The 19,529-nt window shown below is 62.6% G+C and carries 15 protein-coding genes; 4 read left to right on the top strand and 11 right to left on the bottom strand.

The window, feature by feature from the left end; translation table 11 throughout:
* Nucleotides 1-22 precede the first annotated feature (22 nt).
* The 9 genes from LOZ77_RS04160 to LOZ77_RS04120 are packed head-to-tail and all read right to left on the bottom strand — an operon-like array spanning nucleotide 23 to nucleotide 9,624.
* The gene (locus LOZ77_RS04160; RefSeq protein WP_230280933.1) at nucleotides 23-1,129 is read right to left on the bottom strand and encodes a hypothetical protein; all 1,107 of its coding nucleotides are present in this window, start codon (nucleotides 1,127-1,129) and stop codon (nucleotides 23-25) included.
* The gene (locus LOZ77_RS04155; protein ID WP_230280932.1) at nucleotides 1,126-2,760 is read right to left on the bottom strand and encodes a glycoside hydrolase family 28 protein; all 1,635 of its coding nucleotides are present in this window, start codon (nucleotides 2,758-2,760) and stop codon (nucleotides 1,126-1,128) included. The genes LOZ77_RS04160 and LOZ77_RS04155 overlap by 4 nt, the downstream gene beginning before the upstream one ends.
* Before the next feature lie 40 nt (nucleotides 2,761-2,800).
* On the bottom strand, nucleotides 2,801-3,637 hold the full coding sequence (locus LOZ77_RS04150) for a kinase (protein WP_230280931.1): 837 nt from the start codon (nucleotides 3,635-3,637) through the stop codon (nucleotides 2,801-2,803).
* Nucleotides 3,621-4,577: a D-glycerate dehydrogenase gene (locus LOZ77_RS04145; protein WP_230280930.1), complete on the bottom strand. Its 957-nt coding sequence runs from the start codon at nucleotides 4,575-4,577 to the stop codon at nucleotides 3,621-3,623. The genes LOZ77_RS04150 and LOZ77_RS04145 overlap by 17 nt, the downstream gene beginning before the upstream one ends.
* Nucleotides 4,578-4,586: 9 nt before the next feature.
* Complete coding sequence (locus LOZ77_RS04140) at nucleotides 4,587-5,357, bottom strand: enoyl-CoA hydratase/isomerase family protein (protein ID WP_230280929.1); 771 nt, start codon at nucleotides 5,355-5,357, stop codon at nucleotides 4,587-4,589.
* Nucleotides 5,354-6,490 carry an extracellular solute-binding protein gene (locus LOZ77_RS04135; protein WP_230280928.1) on the bottom strand — a complete coding sequence of 379 codons (1,137 nt, stop codon included), beginning with the start codon at nucleotides 6,488-6,490 and terminating at the stop codon, nucleotides 5,354-5,356. Before LOZ77_RS04135 ends, LOZ77_RS04140 begins: the two co-directional genes overlap by 4 nt.
* Nucleotides 6,487-7,677: a CaiB/BaiF CoA-transferase family protein gene (locus LOZ77_RS04130; RefSeq protein WP_230280927.1), complete on the bottom strand. Its 1,191-nt coding sequence runs from the start codon at nucleotides 7,675-7,677 to the stop codon at nucleotides 6,487-6,489. Before LOZ77_RS04130 ends, LOZ77_RS04135 begins: the two co-directional genes overlap by 4 nt.
* A 19-nt stretch (nucleotides 7,678-7,696) precedes the next feature.
* Complete coding sequence (locus LOZ77_RS04125) at nucleotides 7,697-8,443, bottom strand: SDR family NAD(P)-dependent oxidoreductase (protein ID WP_230280926.1); 747 nt, start codon at nucleotides 8,441-8,443, stop codon at nucleotides 7,697-7,699.
* Nucleotides 8,440-9,624 carry an aldose 1-epimerase family protein gene (locus tag LOZ77_RS04120; protein WP_230280925.1) on the bottom strand — a complete coding sequence of 395 codons (1,185 nt, stop codon included), beginning with the start codon at nucleotides 9,622-9,624 and terminating at the stop codon, nucleotides 8,440-8,442. Before LOZ77_RS04120 ends, LOZ77_RS04125 begins: the two co-directional genes overlap by 4 nt.
* Before the next feature lie 103 nt (nucleotides 9,625-9,727).
* On the opposite strand from LOZ77_RS04120, the gene LOZ77_RS04115 reads away from it, so the two are divergent.
* Entirely contained in the window at nucleotides 9,728-10,084 is a 357-nt protein-coding gene (locus LOZ77_RS04115) for an L-rhamnose mutarotase (protein WP_230280924.1), read from the top strand.
* On the opposite strand, the gene LOZ77_RS04110 is transcribed toward LOZ77_RS04115, so the two are convergent.
* Nucleotides 10,081-10,755 carry a FadR/GntR family transcriptional regulator gene (locus LOZ77_RS04110; RefSeq protein ID WP_230280923.1) on the bottom strand — a complete coding sequence of 225 codons (675 nt, stop codon included), beginning with the start codon at nucleotides 10,753-10,755 and terminating at the stop codon, nucleotides 10,081-10,083. The genes LOZ77_RS04115 and LOZ77_RS04110 overlap by 4 nt on opposite strands.
* A 226-nt stretch (nucleotides 10,756-10,981) precedes the next feature.
* Between LOZ77_RS04110 and LOZ77_RS04105 the strand changes: the two genes are divergently transcribed.
* From LOZ77_RS04105 to LOZ77_RS04095, 3 genes are all read left to right on the top strand, one after another.
* On the top strand, nucleotides 10,982-12,127 hold the full coding sequence (locus LOZ77_RS04105) for a mandelate racemase/muconate lactonizing enzyme family protein (protein ID WP_230280922.1): 1,146 nt from the start codon (nucleotides 10,982-10,984) through the stop codon (nucleotides 12,125-12,127).
* 46 nt (nucleotides 12,128-12,173) lie between these two features.
* Nucleotides 12,174-13,433 (top strand): MFS transporter, encoded by a 1,260-nt coding sequence (locus LOZ77_RS04100; RefSeq protein ID WP_230280921.1) that lies wholly within the window; start codon nucleotides 12,174-12,176, stop codon nucleotides 13,431-13,433.
* Between the two features lie 89 nt (nucleotides 13,434-13,522).
* On the top strand, nucleotides 13,523-16,264 hold the full coding sequence (locus tag LOZ77_RS04095; protein WP_230280920.1) for a TonB-dependent receptor: 2,742 nt from the start codon (nucleotides 13,523-13,525) through the stop codon (nucleotides 16,262-16,264).
* 150 nt (nucleotides 16,265-16,414) lie between these two features.
* Here the strand turns inward: LOZ77_RS04095 and LOZ77_RS04090 are convergent, their stop codons facing one another.
* Nucleotides 16,415-19,528 carry an alpha-L-rhamnosidase gene (locus LOZ77_RS04090; RefSeq protein ID WP_230280919.1) on the bottom strand — a complete coding sequence of 1,038 codons (3,114 nt, stop codon included), beginning with the start codon at nucleotides 19,526-19,528 and terminating at the stop codon, nucleotides 16,415-16,417.
* Between the last annotated feature and the right edge of the window lies 1 nt (nucleotide 19,529).

Below are 19,529 nucleotides of genomic sequence, written 5' to 3'. Positions count from 1 at the left end.
AAAAGGGGGCTGCCGAACAGCCTCAGTCGGTCGTCAGCTTCACCTTGACGCGGCCGATGGCCCAAAAGGGCTGGTCCTTCATGCGGGCCGTATAGAGCAGGGTGTATATCCCGTCGCCCTCCGCAACCAGACCCAATGGAGTGCGCAGGTCCGATGCCCAGTTGTTGTCGTCGCTCTGAACGACAAGCGAACGGCCCTGATGCCAGCGTATCCCGTCTTCTGAAACACTATAGCCGACCGAATTGTTCGGCCGCACCGGCATGTCGGGCTGAACGGGTGCGAAGTGATTGGCATCGTAAAGCGCAATGTAATGGCCATTGGGCAGCTTTTCGACGATCGGATTTTCGATGAACAGCCCTTCCATGGGGGACGGCTGCTCGCTCGGCACGCGCGTCCATTCGCTGCTTGTCAGGCTGGAGCCGGTTGCCACGCCCACTTGCCAGGGCGACGCGGGAAAATGGTTGTGGCTGCCATGCAGCGCGACCCATTGATCGCCGACCTTATAAGGGAAGAAGCTGTCCAGCCCCTGCTGCCCCTCCCATACCGCCGCATCCGGACCGCCCGGTGCCATGGCGACCCCGACATCTTCATACGGGCCGCCGATACCGGCTTTGCCCGGGGTTTGCGAAACGGCCCGCCGCGCCGTGCCTTCATAGTCGAGGTTGAGCCCTTCGCCCTGTTCGCTGTTGCCCCCGCGATAGGCGATGTAGAACAGGTTCCAGCGATCGGCCTCGTCGTCGAAGATAACGCCCTGCAACCATACCTCAGATTTGGGGTTCTTTGCCGAACGGCCCGGCACGCTGTCGACGACGGTGCCCTGACGGGTCCACCTGACCGCGTCCGGGCTGGTCCAGTGGGCGATCCGCATATCGAGGTGCGGGCGTTCGAACATTTCCGAAATGAACAGATGATAGGTGCCATCGATCTTGAGCGTCATGCCCGTTTCAAAGCCAGAACGGTTATCGGCGCGCCGCACATCTTCCGGCCCGATCACCGGTTCGGCCGGCTCCTCGATCACGGTCAGACGTTCGCTGAAATCATCGTCGCGCTGGTCGAGGTCGTAGTTCTGCGCGGCGAGCGGAGTCGTCGCGAGTAGTGCCGCCAGCGCGGTGCCAAACTTACAGATCATGCATTCTCTCCCGAAAAGGTTTCAATCTGGCCAATCGCGATATTGCGACAATCCTGCGCCGCGCGGACTGCGTTCTGTTTGGCCTTGGTCGATGTCAGCCCGTCGATCACCGCGCCATTGACGTTCTCCAGCGCAATCGCCGGTCGTGCATCGGCCGCCTCCACATCAAAGCGCACGTCCGACATGCCCAGATTACGCACGTGGCGTGCGTAAAGCCCATGTGCAGGCAGCGTTTTCATAAAGCTCGGCTCAAGGCTGGAAGTGCGCCGTTCGGGCACCACGCGCGCCGCATCCTCGGCCGTGCCTCCGCCCGCGGCGCTGACATGCAGGCCGCTGAAGCTCACATCCTCGATGATGCCGTCCTCGATCCCGACGACGCCGCACGGATACTCCATGCGCGCACCCGAAACCTGGATATCGGAAAAGCGGACACGCCGGACGCTGGCCACCCCTGCCCCGCGTGGCGCGCGGTTACGAGCCGAGAGGCGGACGAACAGGGGATGGTTCACCGGATTGCGCAAGGTCACGTCGCGCACCGTCACATCTTCCAGCACGCCACCGTCAATCGCGCCCATCTGTAAGCCGCGCGAATTCTCGCACAAGCAATCGGCGATCAGCACCCTGCGGAAACCCGCGACGGAATCGGTGCCCAGCTTGATCCGCCCCAGCACACCGACATCGTCGGGCGCCATATAGGGCGATTTCTGATAGGTTCCGTCCAGCAGCGTGCCCAGCAGATAGCCGCTGGTCTTGCAGCCAAGTATCTGGATATCCTCGCAAAAACGTGCTTCCTGCAGGGCATAGCTGCTCTTCAACACGATGGCATCGTCCTTGGGCGCGTTGACGGTGCAATTGACGACCTTGGCATCGCGGCAACAATCAAGGTCGATACCGTCGCGGTCGGTGTCGACGATAATCCCCTCGATCCGCACATTGGTGCAGCCCAGTACGTAACAGGCGAAATGGCCGCCCTGCAGGATCGAGAAATCCTGCAAAACCACATTGCGGCATCCGGTCAGACCGATGGCCTTGTTGCCGCGACCTTCATATTTCATCTCCAGCGGGATGGCGCGGCGTGCCTCGTCCGCCGTCATTCCCAGTTCGGATGGGGACTTCCACCCCTCGATCCCGTGCCAGCGCGGCGGCGGGCCTTCGCGGTCGAGGCCGGGACCATAGATCAGACCACTGCCGACAATCGCGATATCGGTAACCCCGTCGCCATAGATCAGGCTGTTGTGGAAATGGGCGAGGCCGTAATCGACCAGCTGCTCCTCGAACACGCCTTCGGGCAGATCATATTGCCCTTCGTGCTTGTCGGGGTCGGCGGCGACGATCATCGATCCGGGCGACAGCACCAGCGTGATGTGGCTCTTCAACCGGATCGAGAAGCACAGATATTCACCCGGAGGGACGACGATGGTGCCGCCGCCCTTGGCACTGGCGGCTTCGATGGCGCGATTGATGGCATGGGAATCGATAGATTTGCCATCACCGAGCGCGCCATAATCGCGAATATCGTGAAAGCCGGTCAGGCTTCCCGTGGCGCGCACCGGCACCGCGCTGGCGGCAAAGGCGGCCCCCAGCCCGTAGAGCGCGGTACGGCGGCTGAATTCGGCAAAACCTTCAGGCAATTTCAGTCTCCCATATGTTTCATCATATGATGTATGATGATTAACTGGAAGACAACCCCGCCGAAGCCGCGATTCCGATTATTTCGCGATCCCTTCCCAGACGCAGCGTCAGCGCCGCTTGCGAGGGCATGGAATGCAGAATGTGCCGGGTTATCCGCTCATAATGGCTGATAAAGCGGGAAATCTGCTCGTCCGTCATCGCCAGCGCCGGATCGCGCCCTTGGGCCTTCAGGCTTTCGCGCAAGTCCCGTTCCTGCTGCAGGCGCCAGCCGTGGACGACCTCGAAGCCGGGCGCAGCCAGAAACACCAGCCGGTCGATCTGCTCGAAAAGCGCCTGATAGGGACCTGCGAGGAAGTCATTGACCGCGCGACGCCAGCGCCCGTCGCCATCCTCTTCGCGTTCGAGCGCGTTGACAGGCCCGGACAGCGCCTCAACCGCTTCGGGGCGCGCACCCACGCACCAGCCTTCGAAGATCAGCACGTCCAGACCTTGGGGCGCCATCGGCCATGCGTCACGCGGCAAAGGTTCATCGCTCGCCTTGTCGAATCGCGGCAATGCCACGGCCTTCCCGTCGCGCACCGCCTGAATCACCGATAGCCCGAGTTCCAAATCATGCGTGCCCGGCACGCCGCGCGTGGCGAAGAGCGGGTGGACCTCCGCCGCCAGCTTCCGCCGGGCCTGCGTGCCGAGATAGAGATCGTCGAGCGAGAGCGAGGCGATGCTCAGCCCATCCTCACCCAGCGTCTGCTCCAATGCGCGCGCCAACGTCGATTTGCCGCTGCCTTGCGATCCGCAAATGCCCAGCACCAGCGGGTGCGGGGCATTAACCAGCCATTCGCGGACCGCAGCCGCGACAAGGTCAGACGACGCGGTCAATCAATGGCTCTCCGGCGAAGAAATGGTCGAGATTGTCGGCAACCTTCATCCCCATCGCCTCACGCGTTTCCAGCGTGGCGGAACCCAAATGGGGCAACAGCACCACATTAGACAGCGCGAGCAATTCAGGATGCACCGTCGGCTCCTGCTCGAACACGTCCAGCCCTGCCGATGCGATCACCCCGTCGCGCAAAGCGGCTGCCAGCGCGGCCTCGTCGATCAGGGTTCCGCGTCCGGTGTTGATCAGGACCGCGCCCGGCTTCATCCGTTGCAGCATGGCGGCATCGATCATGTGATGCGTCTCCGCCCCGCCCGGCGCATGCAGCGACACGACATCCGACACCGCCAGCAGATCGGCAAGCTCGGCGTGATAGGCATCGGCAGGTATGTCGTCCTTGGCCGAGCGGCTGTGATAGGCGATCCGCATACCGAACGCCTGCGCGCGCTCGGCCATGGCGCGGGCGATGCGGCCAAATCCGACCAGCCCCAGCACCTTGCCCGACAGCGACCGGCCCAGCAGATGGGTAGGCCGCCAGCCGGTCCATTCCCCGGCGCGCAGTTCCCGCTCTCCCTCGCCCGCACGGCGCGTGGCCATCAGCAGCAGGGTCATGGCGATATCGGCGGTCGCATCGGTCAGCACATCGGGCGTGTTGGTGACGATCAACCCCGCAGATTGCGCGGCTTCAAGATCGATATGTTCCACCCCCGCCCCGTAATTACCGATGATGCGGGCGCGTATGCCATCCTGCGCGAAGACCGAGGCGGGCAGTCTGTCGGTGACCGTCGGGCACACGGCATCATATTCGCGCATGGCCGCTGCCAGCCCGTCCACATCCAGCGGCACGTCCGCCTCGTTGATGGTGACGTCATAGCTTTGTGCAAGCCGCGCCTCGACCGCCTCGGGCCAGCGGCGCGAGAGGAGAATTTTGGGTTTGGACATGGGGTGTTCCTAGCGCCTGCGGAACTGCGGGTCACGCCTTTCGGCAAAGGCGGCGCGCCCCTCGGCGGCGTCCTCGGTGGCGAAGCAGATCGCCTGCAGGTCGCGTTCGTATTCGATGGCCTTGTCCCATGGCATGACATGGGCCGCGCGCAGGTTGAGCTTGGCGGTTTCCGCCGCGATGGGCGCCCTGCTGGCAATGGTTGCCGCCAGCTCCATGGCGCGCGGCATCAGCGCCTCTGCCTCGTGCACCTCGCTGACGATGCCCCAGTCGCGGGCCTGCGCCGCATCGATCATGTCGCCGGTCAGCACCATCATCGCGGCGTTCGACGAACCGGCGCAGTATGACAGCCCGGCTGCCATGCCCCCGCCGCCGATCCAGCCCAGCTTGATTTCGGGCGCGGCGAAGCGGGCATTGGCGCTGGCGATGCGGATGTCGGCGGCCATGGCGGTTTCCAGCCCGCCACCCAGTGCATAGCCGTTCACCGCCGCGATCACCGGCTTGCGGCAGGCGCGCAAGGCATCGCAATAATCGTCGCGATTACGGAAATCCCACGGCGTCGCATAGGCATCGAGGGTCGAGATATCCGACCCCGCCGAGAAGGCCTTTTCCCCCGCACCCGTCACCACCACGCAGCGCACCGCATCGCTGGTGTTGCATTCGCTGACCGCCGCAATCAGCGCCGCCGCCATGGCGGGCGTCAGCGCATTCAGCTTGGCGGGGCGGTTGAAAGTGATCGTGGCGACATGGTCCGCCACGGTAAAGATCAGTTCGTCGGTCATGTCTCGGCTCCGGCCGGATGGTGGTCACGATAGCTCCGCTCGATCGCGTCGAGTGTGCTTCCGGCGTCGCCGCCGTCGATCAGCGCGGCGCGCAGCAGGGTCGATGCCTCTGTCTGAAACGCGATCGCGCCATTATGGCGGGGGCGCAATTGGGCCTGCTCGATGCTCTGCAGCGTATCGGCAAAGAACTTCCCGGTGGCCCCGTTGACGGCCGGATCGTGCCATGCGGAACGGAAGGCAGGCTGGCCGTCCTGAAACGGGATAAAGCCGCGCTGCACGCTTTCCGACATCAGCAGGCGGATATGATCGAGCAAGGCAGGGGTGACCTTGCAGCGGCGCGATACGCCGATACCGGTGCCGCCCAGTATAGACCCGATCCTGCCGGTCGGCCCGCGAGGCGCATCGCCGAAACGCACGCCGCGCGTGGCATAGTTCACATAGCCATAGATCAGCGGGACAAGATCGGGCCCCTCGCCCGCCGCCATGGCATCCAGCATGGCGATGGGGTTCATCGCCACTGCCGCCCGCGTCGCATCGCCGGTCAGCGCCTGCATGATGGCGAATGCCTCACGCGCGGTGGCGCGGTCCATGAAATGGTCGCGCGGATTGGCGTGCTCTGCTCCCAAAGCGCCGCAGATCGACTGGAAGCTCAGGATCGCATGCGGCCCGGCCAGCGACAGCGCCACCGCGCGGCCTTCGGCCAGCTTCGGCAGTTCGGCCCATGTGGTCGGCGCCTCCACGATCCGGTCGGCACGCCACGCCATCACCTGCGTCGCGGCATCGAGCGGCAGGGCCCAGTGCTTGCCCGCGTAATGATAGCTTGCCAGCGACGGCCCAGCGATCGCATCCTGCCAGGCGGCGATCTCGTCCGCGCCGAACAATTCCTCGACCGGGATCAGGCAATCGGCGGCAATCGCCTCTCCCACATGCGGATGGTCCAGCACCACCAGATCGTAACGGTCGCATAATTCACCGATAGGGGCGGATTCGAACCCCTCCAGCGAGTGGCGGTCCCATTGCAGGGTCAGCCCCTTGGCATCCACGGCGGCACGGGCCAGCGCGTTATAGCCGCGCGGATGATCCCATGTCAGGCCAGTGTAGGCAGGCAGTTCAAGCTCGGCCATCACGGTCATGCGTGCTGCCGGACCACGCCGGATTCGATCAGCGCCTCGATCGCGCCATCGTCCAGCCCCGCCTCGCGCATCACCTCGCGGCTATGTTCGCCCACCAGCGGCGCGCCGCGTTCGACTTCGCAGGGCGTGCGGCTGAAGCGGATGGGGAAGCCGGGCACCTTGATCCGCCCCTCGGTCGGGTGGTCATATTCGATGAAAGTGCCGTTATGCCTGATCTGCGGATCGTTGATCAGCTCTTCGTAACCATAGACCGGCCCCGCCCAGATGTCGCGGGCGCGCATCTCCTTCAGCCAGTCCTCGCTCTTGCGGTCCAGCAGATGGGCTTTCACCCGCGCAAATATCTCGTCACGCTTGCTCCAGCTGTCGCGCTCGTCGTCGAGGCCCGCAAAGAAATCGTCCTCGAACAATTCGCCCAGCCTTGCCAGCGAGGCCATGGCAACGGTGATATAGCCGTCAGCGGTCGCGAACACGCCATAGGGCGCGCGAATATAGGAATGGGCATGTGGTTCGGCCGAGCGGGCCTGCGGCTTGTTACCGACCGTATAGACCGACAATTCCTGCATCTGGATCGTGGCGATAGCGTCCAGCATGTTGATCTGGACCAGCTGCCCCTCGCCCGTGCGTTCGCGGTGGAACAGCGCCGCCAGCGCTCCTTCGAAAGCGGTATAGGCGGTGATCGCATCGACCAGATATTGCCCCGCCGCCGTGGGCGGCGTGCCCGCAGCGCCCGTCGACATCATCGCGCCCGACATGCCCTGCAGCAGCAAATCCTGCCCTGGATAGTCGCGATAGGGGCCGTCCTCACCATAACCTGACATCGACACATAGATCAGGCGCGGATTGATGGCCGACAAAGTCGCGTAATCGACGCCGAGGCGCTCGGCGACACCGGGACGATAGTTTTGCAGGAACACATCGGCATTCTTCACCATGTCGATCAGCAGCGCCTTACCCTCGGGCGCTTTCAGATCGACCGCCAGCGAGCGCTTGTTGCGGTTGAGCGACAGGAACGAGACATTGATCTTGTTCCCCGTCGCCCCGCCTGCCGAGGCATGGCGCTGCCATTCGCCGCTGGTCGGCTCTACCTTGACGACATCGGCGCCCATGTCGCCCATGCGCTGGGCCGCGAATGGCCCTGCCATGGCGATGGAGCAATCGAGAACGCGAATTCCTTCGAGGATCTTCATTGTCTTGCTTTCTGCACGATCAGTTCATGGTCCATCCGCCGTTCACGTGCAGCGTCTGGCCGGTGATGAAACCGGCATCCTCGCTGACGAAAAAGGCGATGGCATTGGCGATGTCCCCCGCGTGCCCGCGCCGCTTGACCGCCTGTGCGTGCAGCACCATGCGTTCATAGCCTTCGGGATCGGGGTGGATTTTCTCGGCATCGGTCGGGAATGCGCCCGGCGCGATGGCATTGACGGTCACGCCCATCGGGCCGAATTCGCGCGCCCATGCCCGCGTCAGACCCACCAGCGCCATCTTGGACGACACATAGGGGTACAGATTGTCCCACGCGCCCGACATAGTGATGCTGGAGATATTGATGATGCGCCCGAAGCCGCGCTGCCGCATGAAGGGCAAGACGACCTGCACGGTCAGCACATGGGCATCGACATTGACGCGCTGGACCGCCTGATATTCCTCGATGGTGAACTCTTCGAAGGGCTTGGCCGGATAGATGCCGGCATTGTTGATGACCACGTCGAAGCCGCCCGTCTGCGATGCCAGATCCTCCAGCACAGTGCGATAGGCGGGCAGATCGCCCATGTCGGCGCCCGAGGTGATGAGCCTGCCGGGCCCGCGATCCTTCGCCGCTTCGGTCAGCGCGGCCAGCTTGTCGGGATTGTAGTCGATGGCCACGACCGTCGCGCCGCGATCGATCATCAGCAGGCTGGTTTCGAAACCCAGCCCGCCTGCAGCGCCGGTGTAGAGGACGACACGATCCTTCATGCCGCACCCCCTGCCGGAATCGGCGGGTAATGGCCCGAGGGCGCGGGATAATCCTCCTCCGGCTGGCGGCAGGTCGCCTCGATCCGCCGGACGGCATCGCCGACCGCATCGCCATCGGGCAGGATGCGGAAGATGCTGTCGTAGCGGCGCTCCTCGCCATGCTCCAGCCAGATCAGCTCGCCGCGTTCGCGCGCGAAATCCTTGCCCAGCACGTGATTGGTCGAAGGTTCGATCCCCACCGCATAATGGCCCGCGTGCAGGTTCTGCCATTCGTACATGGCAGGAAACTGCGATTTCAGCGTCTCGACCTCGAAACCGAAGCCCATCTCCTCGTTCACGATGGCAACATTGACGCGGCCCTTGTCGTCGGGTGCCATCTCGTGCTGCCAGACCTGTTCGTGGAAGTTCGTAATCGGTGCGGGGAGGTGTCGATATCCGGTTTCCTGCGCCCGATAGTTATCCGCATGCGCTGCCCAGATCACATCGCGCACAGGCGCAACATAGCGCGACCCTTCGGCCACCACCGGATGGCTGACATTGATGTGATAGCAATACATGTGCGGAGTGCGGTAAAAACCGTGATTGACCACGCGGTCGTGCAGGCGAATCTCGTTCCCGCCCACATCGGCCTCGATCCGGCGGATCAGGTGGAGATCCTCTCCGAACACCGTCGATTGCTGGACGATTCCTTCGGCCCAGAGCACGCATTCATCGCCGCGCCATTCCTCGCCATAGCCCGTGAGGCGCGCAGGGATGGTGCCGATGCGTCCGTGGAGCGATGACGACACCTTTTCGCGTGGGCCATAGTGGTAATGCCCTGCCGGATCGTCATCCATGAACAGCACATGGTCCAGCCCGCAGGTAATCAGCAGGCCCGACATCGACCGGAACCAGCCCAGACCGCCCTCACCCTCATATTCGTGCAAGGCAGGGTTGCGGAAGCCCGATGGCGAATGCCAGCCCACGGCCCGGCCGTTATGGTCGCATTCGGCAATATCCATGGCGCGGTCGACCAGCACGGTAAAGCGCAGCCCGCTGCCGGTGCGGAATTCCAGCTGGCGGTTGCCCCGCTCTACCCCGTCGCCAAGCGTGGACAGGCGCACCCCTGCAAATTGCGAAAGCGCCCCCGACCTTGATGCCAGGTCGGGGCGGGTGATGGCCTCGCCATAAAGCTGTGGCACATTCCTCTCCTGCCATTTTTAATTCATACGATGTATGATGTTTAAAGCAGGATTCGGGGCGGCGTCAATCGCTGTCCGCAATTGAACCGGATGGGAGAATGAAATGACTGTCGTACGCCGCTGTTTCGCCGTGGACCTGAACGATGACGCCGATGTGATCGCCGCCTATCGCCGCTGGCACGAACCGGGCGGCCCGCCCGCCACTGTATCCGCCGCGATTCGCGCCGACGGGGTGACCGAACTGCAAATCTGGCTGACCGGCGACCGGCTGTTCATGATCATGGAACAGGACATGGCACGCGCACCTTCCGTCGAAGAGAAGCGCGAACGGGACGGTGCCAACCCCGATGTGGCCGCATGGGACCGGCTGATGGCATCGATGCAAAAGCCGCTGCCATCACATCCCGGCCAGACATGGGTGGAAATGGAGCGGATTTACGCCCTGTCGGAACAGCTCTAATACCCCTTGGGCCGTGCGCGGCGGCGGTCCCACGAACCGGAAATATGTTCGCGCATGGCATCGCCCGCCGCATCGGCGTCGCGCGCCATGATCGCATCATAAACCTTGCGGTGGGAGGCCTGCGTCGCCTTTACATGGTCAATGCTGGGCTTGCCCGAATAGGCGTGGGTACGCAAAGCTTCGGACTGGATGCCATCGATGATCGCCTTGCTCAGCCGGTTGCCTGACATGCGCATGATGATATCGTGAAAGCGCAAATCCTCGTGCCCGTAGGCCGCGGGCGTTTCGACCAGACCTTCCAGCCTGTCGATCTGCTCCGCCAGTTCGGCGCGTTGCTCCTCGGTCCCTTCTTCCGCTGCCTCGGCCGCCATTTCCGATTCGAGCAGCACGCGCACCTTGGACAGATTGTCGAGATAGCGCAGCCCGTCCTCACCCTTGAACAGCGCAGACAGGATGACCGGATCGAGCATGTTCCACGCCGTATCCTCCCGCACGATGGTGCCGCGTCCCTGCTGGGTAACGACCAGCCCCTTCTCGATCATGGCGGTCGTCGCCTCGCGCACGACCGTCCGGCTGACGCCATACATTTCGCACAGCATGTTTTCGGGCGGCAGCGCGGTGCCCACCGGATAGGAACCGGCGACGATCATATTCACGAGATCTTCGACCACCGCCGCGGACAAACGCGGCCTGCGCCTTGCGCGCGGGGGCGTTGCGGGAGGAGGTGGTGCGGCGGTTTCCTTATTCATCGTCGATGTCCCCCTCAGGGTAAGAATCTTCGCTTCACGCTTGGCTTTCGAAGAAAATTGCGTCAAGGGGTTGCGAACTTCGAAAGATAATACATACTATGTTTCGGGACCCGAGGTGGAACGTAACGATAATAGGATGCGAAACGGCATGAAAGTCACGGGATATCGCTCGCTGGTAACGACCCATGATTGGGGCCGTCCGGTCGGCGATGTAAACGGCATCGTCCAAAGCGGCGTGACCGAAGTGCCGATTCTGCTGCTGGAAACCGACAGCGGGCTGACCGGCGTGGGTCTTGGCCAGCATACCGATATCGCGCGCGTGTTTCCTGCGGTCGAGGGCAAGGACCCGCGCAGCGTGACAGCCATTTACGACGCGATGCTGTCCCAGGTTTTCAAAAGCGGACACGCAGGCGCGACATTCGGCGCCATTGCAGCGGTCGATATGGCCTTGTGGGACCTGAAGGCGAAGATGGCCGGCGAGCCGCTGTGGCGCACTCTTGGCGCGGCCGACAGCTTTGTGCCCGGCTATGCCTCGGGCCTGTGCTATGGCCTGTCGGACAGCGAATTCTCCAGCCACTACCAGTCATGGGCCGACCGCGGATTTTCCTCTGCCAAGATCAAGGGCGGCAGCGATCTGGGACGCGATATCGAACGCCTGCTGACGGCGCGCGAAATCATGGCGGCCAACAGCCCGCGCCCCGCCATGATGCTGGACGTCAACGAATCGTGGAACGCCAAACAGGCGATCCGCCATCTGCACGAGATCGAGGAAAAGCTCGACCTGACGTGGATCGAGGAGCCGGTGCGCCGCTGGGATGCCGAAGGGCTGGCGCGCGTTTCCGCGTCGGGCCGCGCGGCGGTCGCCTCGGGCGAGAACCTGACCGGTCTTGACCAATATGCCCCGCTGTTCGCGGCAGGCGCGCTGGACGTGGTGCAGGCGGGCAGCGTGTGGGGCATTACCCATTTCATGCGCGTTGCCATGGCGGCATTGTCGCGCAATCTGCCCGTGTCGCCTGTCGGTTTCGATGCCAACCCGATCGCCCATGCGGCGGCGGCGCTGCCGAATATGATCGGGATCGAGGTGCAGGACTTCGGCTGGCCCACCGGCCTTAACGTCGACCAGCGGATCGAAAATGGCGGCATCATGCTGGGCGAAGCACCGGGTCTTGGCATAGAAGTCGATGAAAGCGCCCTCGCCGCGCCCGCCGATGGCTGGGGCGTAACGGGCGGCCCGCATCGCCGGGCGCGGCAGGCCGGATTGCAGCTCGCCGTTCTGAACCGCAAACAATCATAAGCACCCATGCGAAACGGGGCAGATCAAACGATAACGGGAGAGGCGAATGGCCACGACGATGGCACCGGCTGACAATTACGTGCTGGGGCCACAGCGGCTGAAGCTTCAGCTGTCGCTGATGGTCAATTTCTTTCTGCTGATGGCGCTTTACAGCGGCGTTCTGGGCGTGTTGCTGCCCAACCAGATCGCGGAACTCGACGAAGGGTCGAAAGCGAATAATCTGGCGCTGCTGTTCGCGATCACCTCGATCTTTTCGACGCTGGCCACACCGATTGCCGGCGCGCTGTCCGATCGCACGCGCAGCCGTTGGGGTCGCCGCTCGCCCTGGATCGCCATCGGTTCGCTGATCGGGTCCATGGCGCTGTTCGGCGTGTCGTGGATGACCAGCTTCTGGTCGCTGATGGTGCTGTGGGTGATGGCCGCCGTCGCCTATAACTCGATGCAGCCTGCCATGACCACGCTGATCGCCGACCGGTTCGAACCCGAATCGCGCGGTGCCGTGTCCGGCATGGTCGGCGCGGGGATGACCGGCGGCCTCACCGCAGGCACCGTCGTCGCGGGCTATCTCGCTGGCGAGCAGGTGCTGGCATACGGGCTGTTTGCCGGTGCGATCCTGGTGTCCTGCCTTGCCTTTATCGCGATCAACCGCGAACCGCCGAGCGACGAGATGCCGCGACGCCCGATGATCTGGGGCGAGTTCTTCAAGGGGTTCTGGATTTCTCCGAAAGAGCATCCGGACTTTGCATGGGCATTCGGCAGCCGTTTTCTGATCTATATGGGATATCAGGCGGTTGCGGCCTATATGCTGTATATCCTGCGCGACTATATCGGCCTGGGGAACGAGGAATCGAATATCGCCATCGCCAATCTGGCCATGGTCACCCTCGTCTGCCTCGTCACTTCCTCGCTGATTTCGGGCTGGCTTTCCGACAAGTTCCAGCGCCGCAAGCTCTTCGTCATTCTGGGCAGCCTGATCATGGGCTGCGCGATGTCGGCCCCGCTGCTGGCGCCGAATATGGACGGCATGTGGGCCTATGCCGCGATCATCGGCGTGGGATACGGCATGTTCATGTCGATCGACATGGCATTGATGACGCAGGTCCTGCCCAAAAGCGCGCTGGGCGATGAAGGCAAGGACCTCGGCATTCTGACCACCGCGGTCAACATCCCCCAGATCCTGAGCCCGATCATGGCTGCCGTGCTGCTCAGCCTGTTCGCCAATGACTACAGCGTCATCTTCTGGGCAGCGGTGGTGTTCGTCTTCGGCTCGGCCTTCTGCGTGCTGCCGATCCGATCGGTCCGCTAATTTTATTCATAATACGTATGATGTCATTTGACATCGTCGCAATTTCGACGCATGAAGATCGAAATCAAGAATTAGGGAGAGGGAATATCATGGTTATTACGTCCGCAATCCGTCGTTCGGCCTGGCTGGCCGCCGCCAGCACCGCCACCATCGTCATCGCCACGCCGGCTTTCGCGCAAGACGCCGATCCGGTTGCCGCCATGCAGGAAGAGGAAGCCGAAGCAGGCGACGCTATCGTCGTCACCGGCATCCGCGCCTCGCAGCAGGCATCGATCGACATCAAGCGCAATTCGGTCGCCGTGGTCGATTCGATCGTGGCTGAGGATCTGGGCAAGCTGCCCGACCAGAACGTCGCCGAATCGCTGCAGCGCATTCCCGGCGTCACCATCGAACGCAACCGCGGCGAAGGCCGATTCGTCACCGTTCGCGGCTTCGGACCGAAGTTCAACGCCGTTACGGTCAATGGCCGCACGCTGGCCACCGACAATAACGGCCGCGAATTCTCGTTCGACGTGCTGCCGTCCGAAATCATCTCGGGTGCCGATGTCTATAAATCGCCGCAGGCCAACCTCAACGGCTCGTCCATCGGCGCGACTGTCGACGTGAAAACGCTGCACCCGCTGGACCAGAGCGACGATTTGACTGTGATGGCCAGCGCCAACGGCATGTGGTCGGAAATCCGCGACACCTGGAACCCCGAGGTTTCGGGCGTGGCCAGCTGGAAGAACACATCGGGCACTTTCGGCCTCGCACTTTCGGGCGTTTATGCCGAACAGAAGAACCGGAACGACGAATTCACCATCCGCGCGGGCCATGTGAAGCGTTCCAGCACCGACAGCTATTACAATGCCGGCGGCGTCGCCGGTGCGCGTATCGGCCCCGATGTCGAACCCTTTACCAATGTCTCGATGCCGTCGAACCTGTCGCCGTTCTTCTTCGAACGTGACCTGAAGCGTTGGGCCGTCAATGGTTCGGCCCAGATGCGGCCCGACGATACGATGACGATCACCATCGATGCGCTGCATGCCAAAGCGCAGTTCCTCGAACAGCAGATCGGCCTCGCCTACGACTTCTCGGGCGGCACGCTGGTCGAACAGGTGGTCGAGGATGGCGAAGCCGTCTATCAGCGTTACGAAGGCGGCTTTGTTGACCAGATCATCCAGTACGACGACCGAGATGTCACGACCGATCAACTCGGTCTGAACTTCGACTGGGCGCCGACCGATACGTTCCGCGTCCGCCTTGACGGTTCGTACTCCAAGGCTGAACGACGGGGTAAGGAAAACAACCTCTTCACCACGATCCGCCGCAAGAACATCGACCACTGGTTCGACCGTCGCAGCGGTAGCCCGATCTATGACTACGGCTTTACCAGTCCCAACTACTCCAACGCCGCGACGAACTCGCAAGGGATCACCGCCCACTATTATATCTGGGGCGGCGGATCGAACATCGATGACGAGATCATGGAGTATAAGGCCGACGCCGAGTGGAACCCGGGCTTCGGACCACTCACCTTTTCGGGCGGATTGTTCAAGAATAACCGGACCAAGACGATCACTGCCGACGAAATGCCGTTCGGCCAGCAATGCGCCTATTGCGGATCGGATCGGGTTCTGCCGGAATCGCTGTTCTCACCCACGAACCGTGATTTCTTCTCCAGCTATGACGGAAATATCCTGAAGGACTGGGTCTATTACAGCCCGCAGGAAGTTGTTGCGCAGGTCGACGCCTTCGCCGCAGCCGATGGACGCGCGTTCGATCCTGCCGTGCCTTCGGCATCGGCTTCATCCGAAGTGGATGAGGACGTCTGGGGCGGCTATCTGATGGCCGATTGGGAAACGCAGCTGGGCAGCATGGACCTCGCGGTCAATCTTGGCCTGCGTTACGAGAATACCGATTATACCTCGACCGGCGCTTCGCGCACGGTGCTCAGCGCGGCACCGAACGGCCAGGGCCAGAACATCATCGTGCTGTCCGACATTATCCCTGTCGGCTTCCGCGGCAAGTATGACGACTGGCTGCCGTCGCTTAACGTCAAGCTGGGCGTGACCAACGATCTGGTGCTGCGCTTTGCCGCATCCAAGGTGATGACGCGCCCGACCCTGTCGGACCTGTCGCCCCGCCAGTCGATCCAGACCAACCCGGGTAACGAGACGATCCGTCGCGGCAACCCCGATCTGGATCCCTTCCGCGCCAATCAGGTCGAAGTGGGCGCCGAGTGGTATTTCGCCAGCAACTCCCTGTTGTCGGCGGCTGCGTTCTACAAAGACATCAAAAGCTTCGTAACGCTGGTCACTACTCCCGAGGTGGTGGACGAAGTAACCTTTCAGGTCACCGTGCCCGACAATGGCGAAGGCGCGACAGTCAAGGGCTTTGAAATCGGCTATCGTCAGTCGTTCGAAGACTGGCTGCCCGCTCCGTTCGACGGTCTCGGCGTCCAGACCAGCTTCAACTACACCGACTCCAATGCCGAATATACAAACCAGGTTGCTGGCGTGAACTTCGGTCTCGAAGGTCTGTCCAAATATTCCTACAGCCTGGTGGGTTATTACGAGAAATACGGCTTTCAGGCCCGTCTCGCCTATACCTACCGCGACAATTTCCTTCAGGTCGCATCGGGTCGTAATGGCGAACCGGAATATTTCGACGCCTATGGTCAGCTGGATGCCAGCCTGTCCTATGACATTTTCGAGAACCTGACGGTCTATGCCGACGTCATCAACCTGAACAACGAGAAGGAGTTCATCTACTCCGTTTCGGAAGATCGGACCAAGGAATATCGTCAGACCGGTCGCCGCGTTTCGACAGGACTTCGCGTCCGCTTCTAACCGGTATCACTCCCCGGACGCGGAACATTGCCCCGGTCTGCCGCATGGCAGGCCGGGGCATTTCACTTAGTAACGACCAGCGTGTGCAGCGCATGAAAAAGGACGGAACCGGCCACGCGGTCCCGCCCTTTCGGTTGTGTCGCCGGAATATCAGCGCTGGAAGTGATAGGCCCCATTGGCAAGGTCGAACCGGACTAGCCCTTCGGCAATTCTCAGCGACGAAACGGCGGCATGGCTGGACAGCGCAGCACCGTCGACCTGCCAGTTGCCTTCGGGCAATTCGACCTGTGCCGACGTGTTGGGCGGAATATCCAACGACAGGCTTTTCAGCCCTTCCCCGTCACCATCGGTCGCCGCCTCGATCCGGCCCATGATAGAATCGTATCGCGCCGAAACGCGGCCCACATCGGGAAGCCACACGGGACGCACCGCGATCCGCGCGAACCCCGGTGCGGCAGGGGCGATCCCGGCCAGGCGGCGATAGAAAAATCCGACCACAGCGCCGAAGGCGTAATGGTTATAGCTGTTCATCGCCAGATCGCCGGTATCGCCGTTCCAGCGTTCCCAAACCGTCGTCGCGCCCTGCCGCGGCATATAGCCCCAGCTGGGATAGGCCGTCTGCAAAAGCAGGCCCGACACCTCCTCCATCAGCCCCGCATCGACCAGCACATCCAGCAGATAGGGCGTACCGAGAAAGCCGGTCGACAGCGTCATACCGCGCGAACGTATATCGGCAGCCAGCAAGGCTGCCGCCTTGGCGCGCCGCGTTTCCGGCACAAGGTCAAAGGCCAGTGACAGGACCTGACCGGTCTGACTGCCATTACCGCATTTTCCGTCGTTAGCGACGAATTCCGCCGCATAGCCTGCACCGATGGCTTCGCGCAGCGCCGCGAAACGCGCGGCATCGCCGTCCCGCCCCGTGGCCCGTGCCATTTCGGCCAGCAGTTGCGCCGACCATGCCCAATAGGCCGTGGCGCACAGCACGCGCGGCGTTGTTTCATCGTCAGGCTGGATCGCATCGACTGATAGCCAATCGCCCAGATCCAGACCGCGCTCGTTGCGCCACACCAGATCGGGATTATGCCGTTCCAGATGGTCCATCCAGCGGACCATCGCGTCCCAGTTCTCGTCGATAACGGCAGTGTCGCCATATCGCTGCCACAACTGCCACGGCAGGATAATCCCCGCCTCGCTCCACCCGGCGGTGGCGACATCGGGAAACGATTGCGGTTGCGGCACGACGATCGGATAGGCCCCGTCATCGCGCTGCGCGGCACGCGCCTCCAGCAAAAATCGGCGGATGAAGGGATCGACTTCCATATTGAACGCCGCCGCGTCCAGAAAGACCTGAATATCGCCCATCCAGCCCATGCGCTCGTCGCGTTGGGGGCAATCGGTGGGAACGGCAAAGAAATTGCTGCGCTGGCTCCACAATGCATTATTCCAGATGCGTTGTAGCAGCGGCGCATCGGGAAACTGCATCTCGCCCGTTTCGCGGCAGGCACTGTGCACGACGATTCCCTCGACCGCGTCGGGGTCCAGCACGCCGGGCCAGCCCTCGATCTCGACATAGCGGAACCCGTGATAGGTAAAGCGGGGCTCGAAGCTCTCTACCCCCTCGCCCGCAAGGATGAATCGGTCGGTCGCCCATGCAAGGCGCAGGTTGGACTGGTCCGCCGTGCCGTCATCGTTCAGCAATTCGGCAAAGCGCAGCGCGATTTCGGTCCCTCTCGGCCCCGCCACCTCGATTCGCACACAGCCCGAAAAATTCTGCCCGAAATCGAGGACATAGCGGCCTTCGACCGGCTTGCTGATCGATGCGGGGCGCAGGCTACGCGTATGCTTCAATGCAGGCGCGGTCTGCGCCACAAGCCGCGTATCGGGCACATCGCCCAATGGCGCATCGGCCCATTGGCTATCGTCGAAACCGGCGCAGTTCCAACCCGGCTGCTCCAGACGAGCATCGCGGGTTTCGCCGTCATAGATTTCGGATTTCAGAATGGAGGAAACGGCAGATTTCCACCCCTCTCCCGTTGCCACGATTTCGCTGCTGCCGTCGGAGTAATCGAGGCGCAACATGGCGCTGAAACGGCGCGGCGGCGGACCGAAACCATACCGCTCGATCCGCCAGCCGAACGGGCTGGCATACCAGCCATCGCCGACCAAAGCGCCGATCGCATTTGCGCCGCTTTCGATCAGGCCGGTGACATCATAGGCCTGCGTCAGCACATGGTCGCTGGCGACCGTGATTTCGGGCGCAAGACAGGCGTCCGATACCGGCTTGCCATTGATCGTCGCGTGATAGGCGCCCAGCGCCGTCGCATAGAGCCGTGCCGATACCACCGGCGCACGCGGTGTGAACTCGCGGCGCAGCATCATGGCGGGCTCGCTGGAACGCGGATAATTCTGCGCCCAGCTCGTGCTCGGCACGACATCGCGCCAGCCCGCATCCCCGTCAGCATCGCGCCAGTCTTGCGGTGGATCGGGCAAAACCTGCCATTGCTCGCCGGTCAGCCGCTCCACGCTGCCATCAGCGCGCCGGATGCGGATCAATGCCGCAAATGCGCCGCCATCGACGGGAAAAAACCCTTCCGTATCTGCCTCAACCAGCGCGCAAATGCGGTTTCTGCCGGGCTTAGTGGCGCCGGAATAGCGCCCCAACACGCCCCAGAACGGCAAATGGCTGTCCCAACCGATCGGCCATTCGGGTTGGCACGCCTCCCCATTGATCCAGACGCCGCGCAAATGATCCTTGCCCGAAACCATGATTTCGCAGTCAGTCATGTCCGCTGGTGCGTCAAAATCGATCCGGAACGCATGGGGTCGCGGGTCAAGCGCGGTTTCGCTCCATACCCACGGAATCCCTGCCGCGCGGTCGGCGGCGGCCTTCTCATCCTCGGCCACGATCCAGCCTGCCTGCCAGTCGGCAGGGTCCATCAGGCCGCCTTCGAACCAGCTTGCCCCGGAAACGGTAGTTTCGCCTGCGTCGTCGGTGACCTCGACCTGCCACCAGATGCGCTGGCCGCATTGCAATGGCGGACCGTCATAGCGGATATCGAAGCTTTGCGCCGTTTCGACCGTTCCGCTATCCCAATGCAGCGGCCCGCCGGACAAAGCTTGCGCACTGGTCGCGGCGCGAATGCGATAGGCGCGCTGCATGCTGCCCTCTCGCGCGCTTTCCATCCGCCATGACAGGCGAGGATGACGCTCCTGCGTCCCCAGAAGTTCGACGATATATTCGGCGCGAAGATCGATAATCAGCATA

It is taken from the genome of Croceicoccus sp. Ery15 (genome assembly GCF_020985305.1).
Classification (GTDB): Bacteria; Pseudomonadota; Alphaproteobacteria; order Sphingomonadales; family Sphingomonadaceae; genus Croceicoccus.
The sequence above is the reverse complement of the archived record's forward strand: the minus strand, read 5'-3'. Positions and strand labels throughout refer to the sequence as shown.

Excerpts from the sequence above, each read along its gene's own strand:
- LOZ77_RS04160 (WP_230280933.1), bottom strand. The coding sequence starts at position 1,129 with ATGATCTGTAAGTTTGGCACCGCGCTGGCGGCACTACTCGCGACGACT.
- LOZ77_RS04145 (WP_230280930.1), bottom strand. The coding sequence starts at position 4,577 with ATGTCCAAACCCAAAATTCTCCTCTCGCGCCGCTGGCCCGAGGCGGTC.
- LOZ77_RS04140 (WP_230280929.1), bottom strand. The coding sequence starts at position 5,357 with ATGACCGACGAACTGATCTTTACCGTGGCGGACCATGTCGCCACGATC.
- LOZ77_RS04135 (WP_230280928.1), bottom strand. The coding sequence starts at position 6,490 with ATGACCGTGATGGCCGAGCTTGAACTGCCTGCCTACACTGGCCTGACA.
- LOZ77_RS04130 (WP_230280927.1), bottom strand. The coding sequence starts at position 7,677 with ATGAAGATCCTCGAAGGAATTCGCGTTCTCGATTGCTCCATCGCCATG.
- LOZ77_RS04125 (WP_230280926.1), bottom strand. The coding sequence starts at position 8,443 with ATGAAGGATCGTGTCGTCCTCTACACCGGCGCTGCAGGCGGGCTGGGT.
- LOZ77_RS04115 (WP_230280924.1), top strand. The coding sequence starts at position 9,728 with ATGACTGTCGTACGCCGCTGTTTCGCCGTGGACCTGAACGATGACGCC.
- LOZ77_RS04105 (WP_230280922.1), top strand. The coding sequence starts at position 10,982 with ATGAAAGTCACGGGATATCGCTCGCTGGTAACGACCCATGATTGGGGC.
- LOZ77_RS04100 (WP_230280921.1), top strand. The coding sequence starts at position 12,174 with ATGGCCACGACGATGGCACCGGCTGACAATTACGTGCTGGGGCCACAG.
- LOZ77_RS04095 (WP_230280920.1), top strand. The coding sequence starts at position 13,523 with ATGGTTATTACGTCCGCAATCCGTCGTTCGGCCTGGCTGGCCGCCGCC.
- LOZ77_RS04090 (WP_230280919.1), bottom strand. The coding sequence starts at position 19,528 with ATGCTGATTATCGATCTTCGCGCCGAATATATCGTCGAACTTCTGGGG.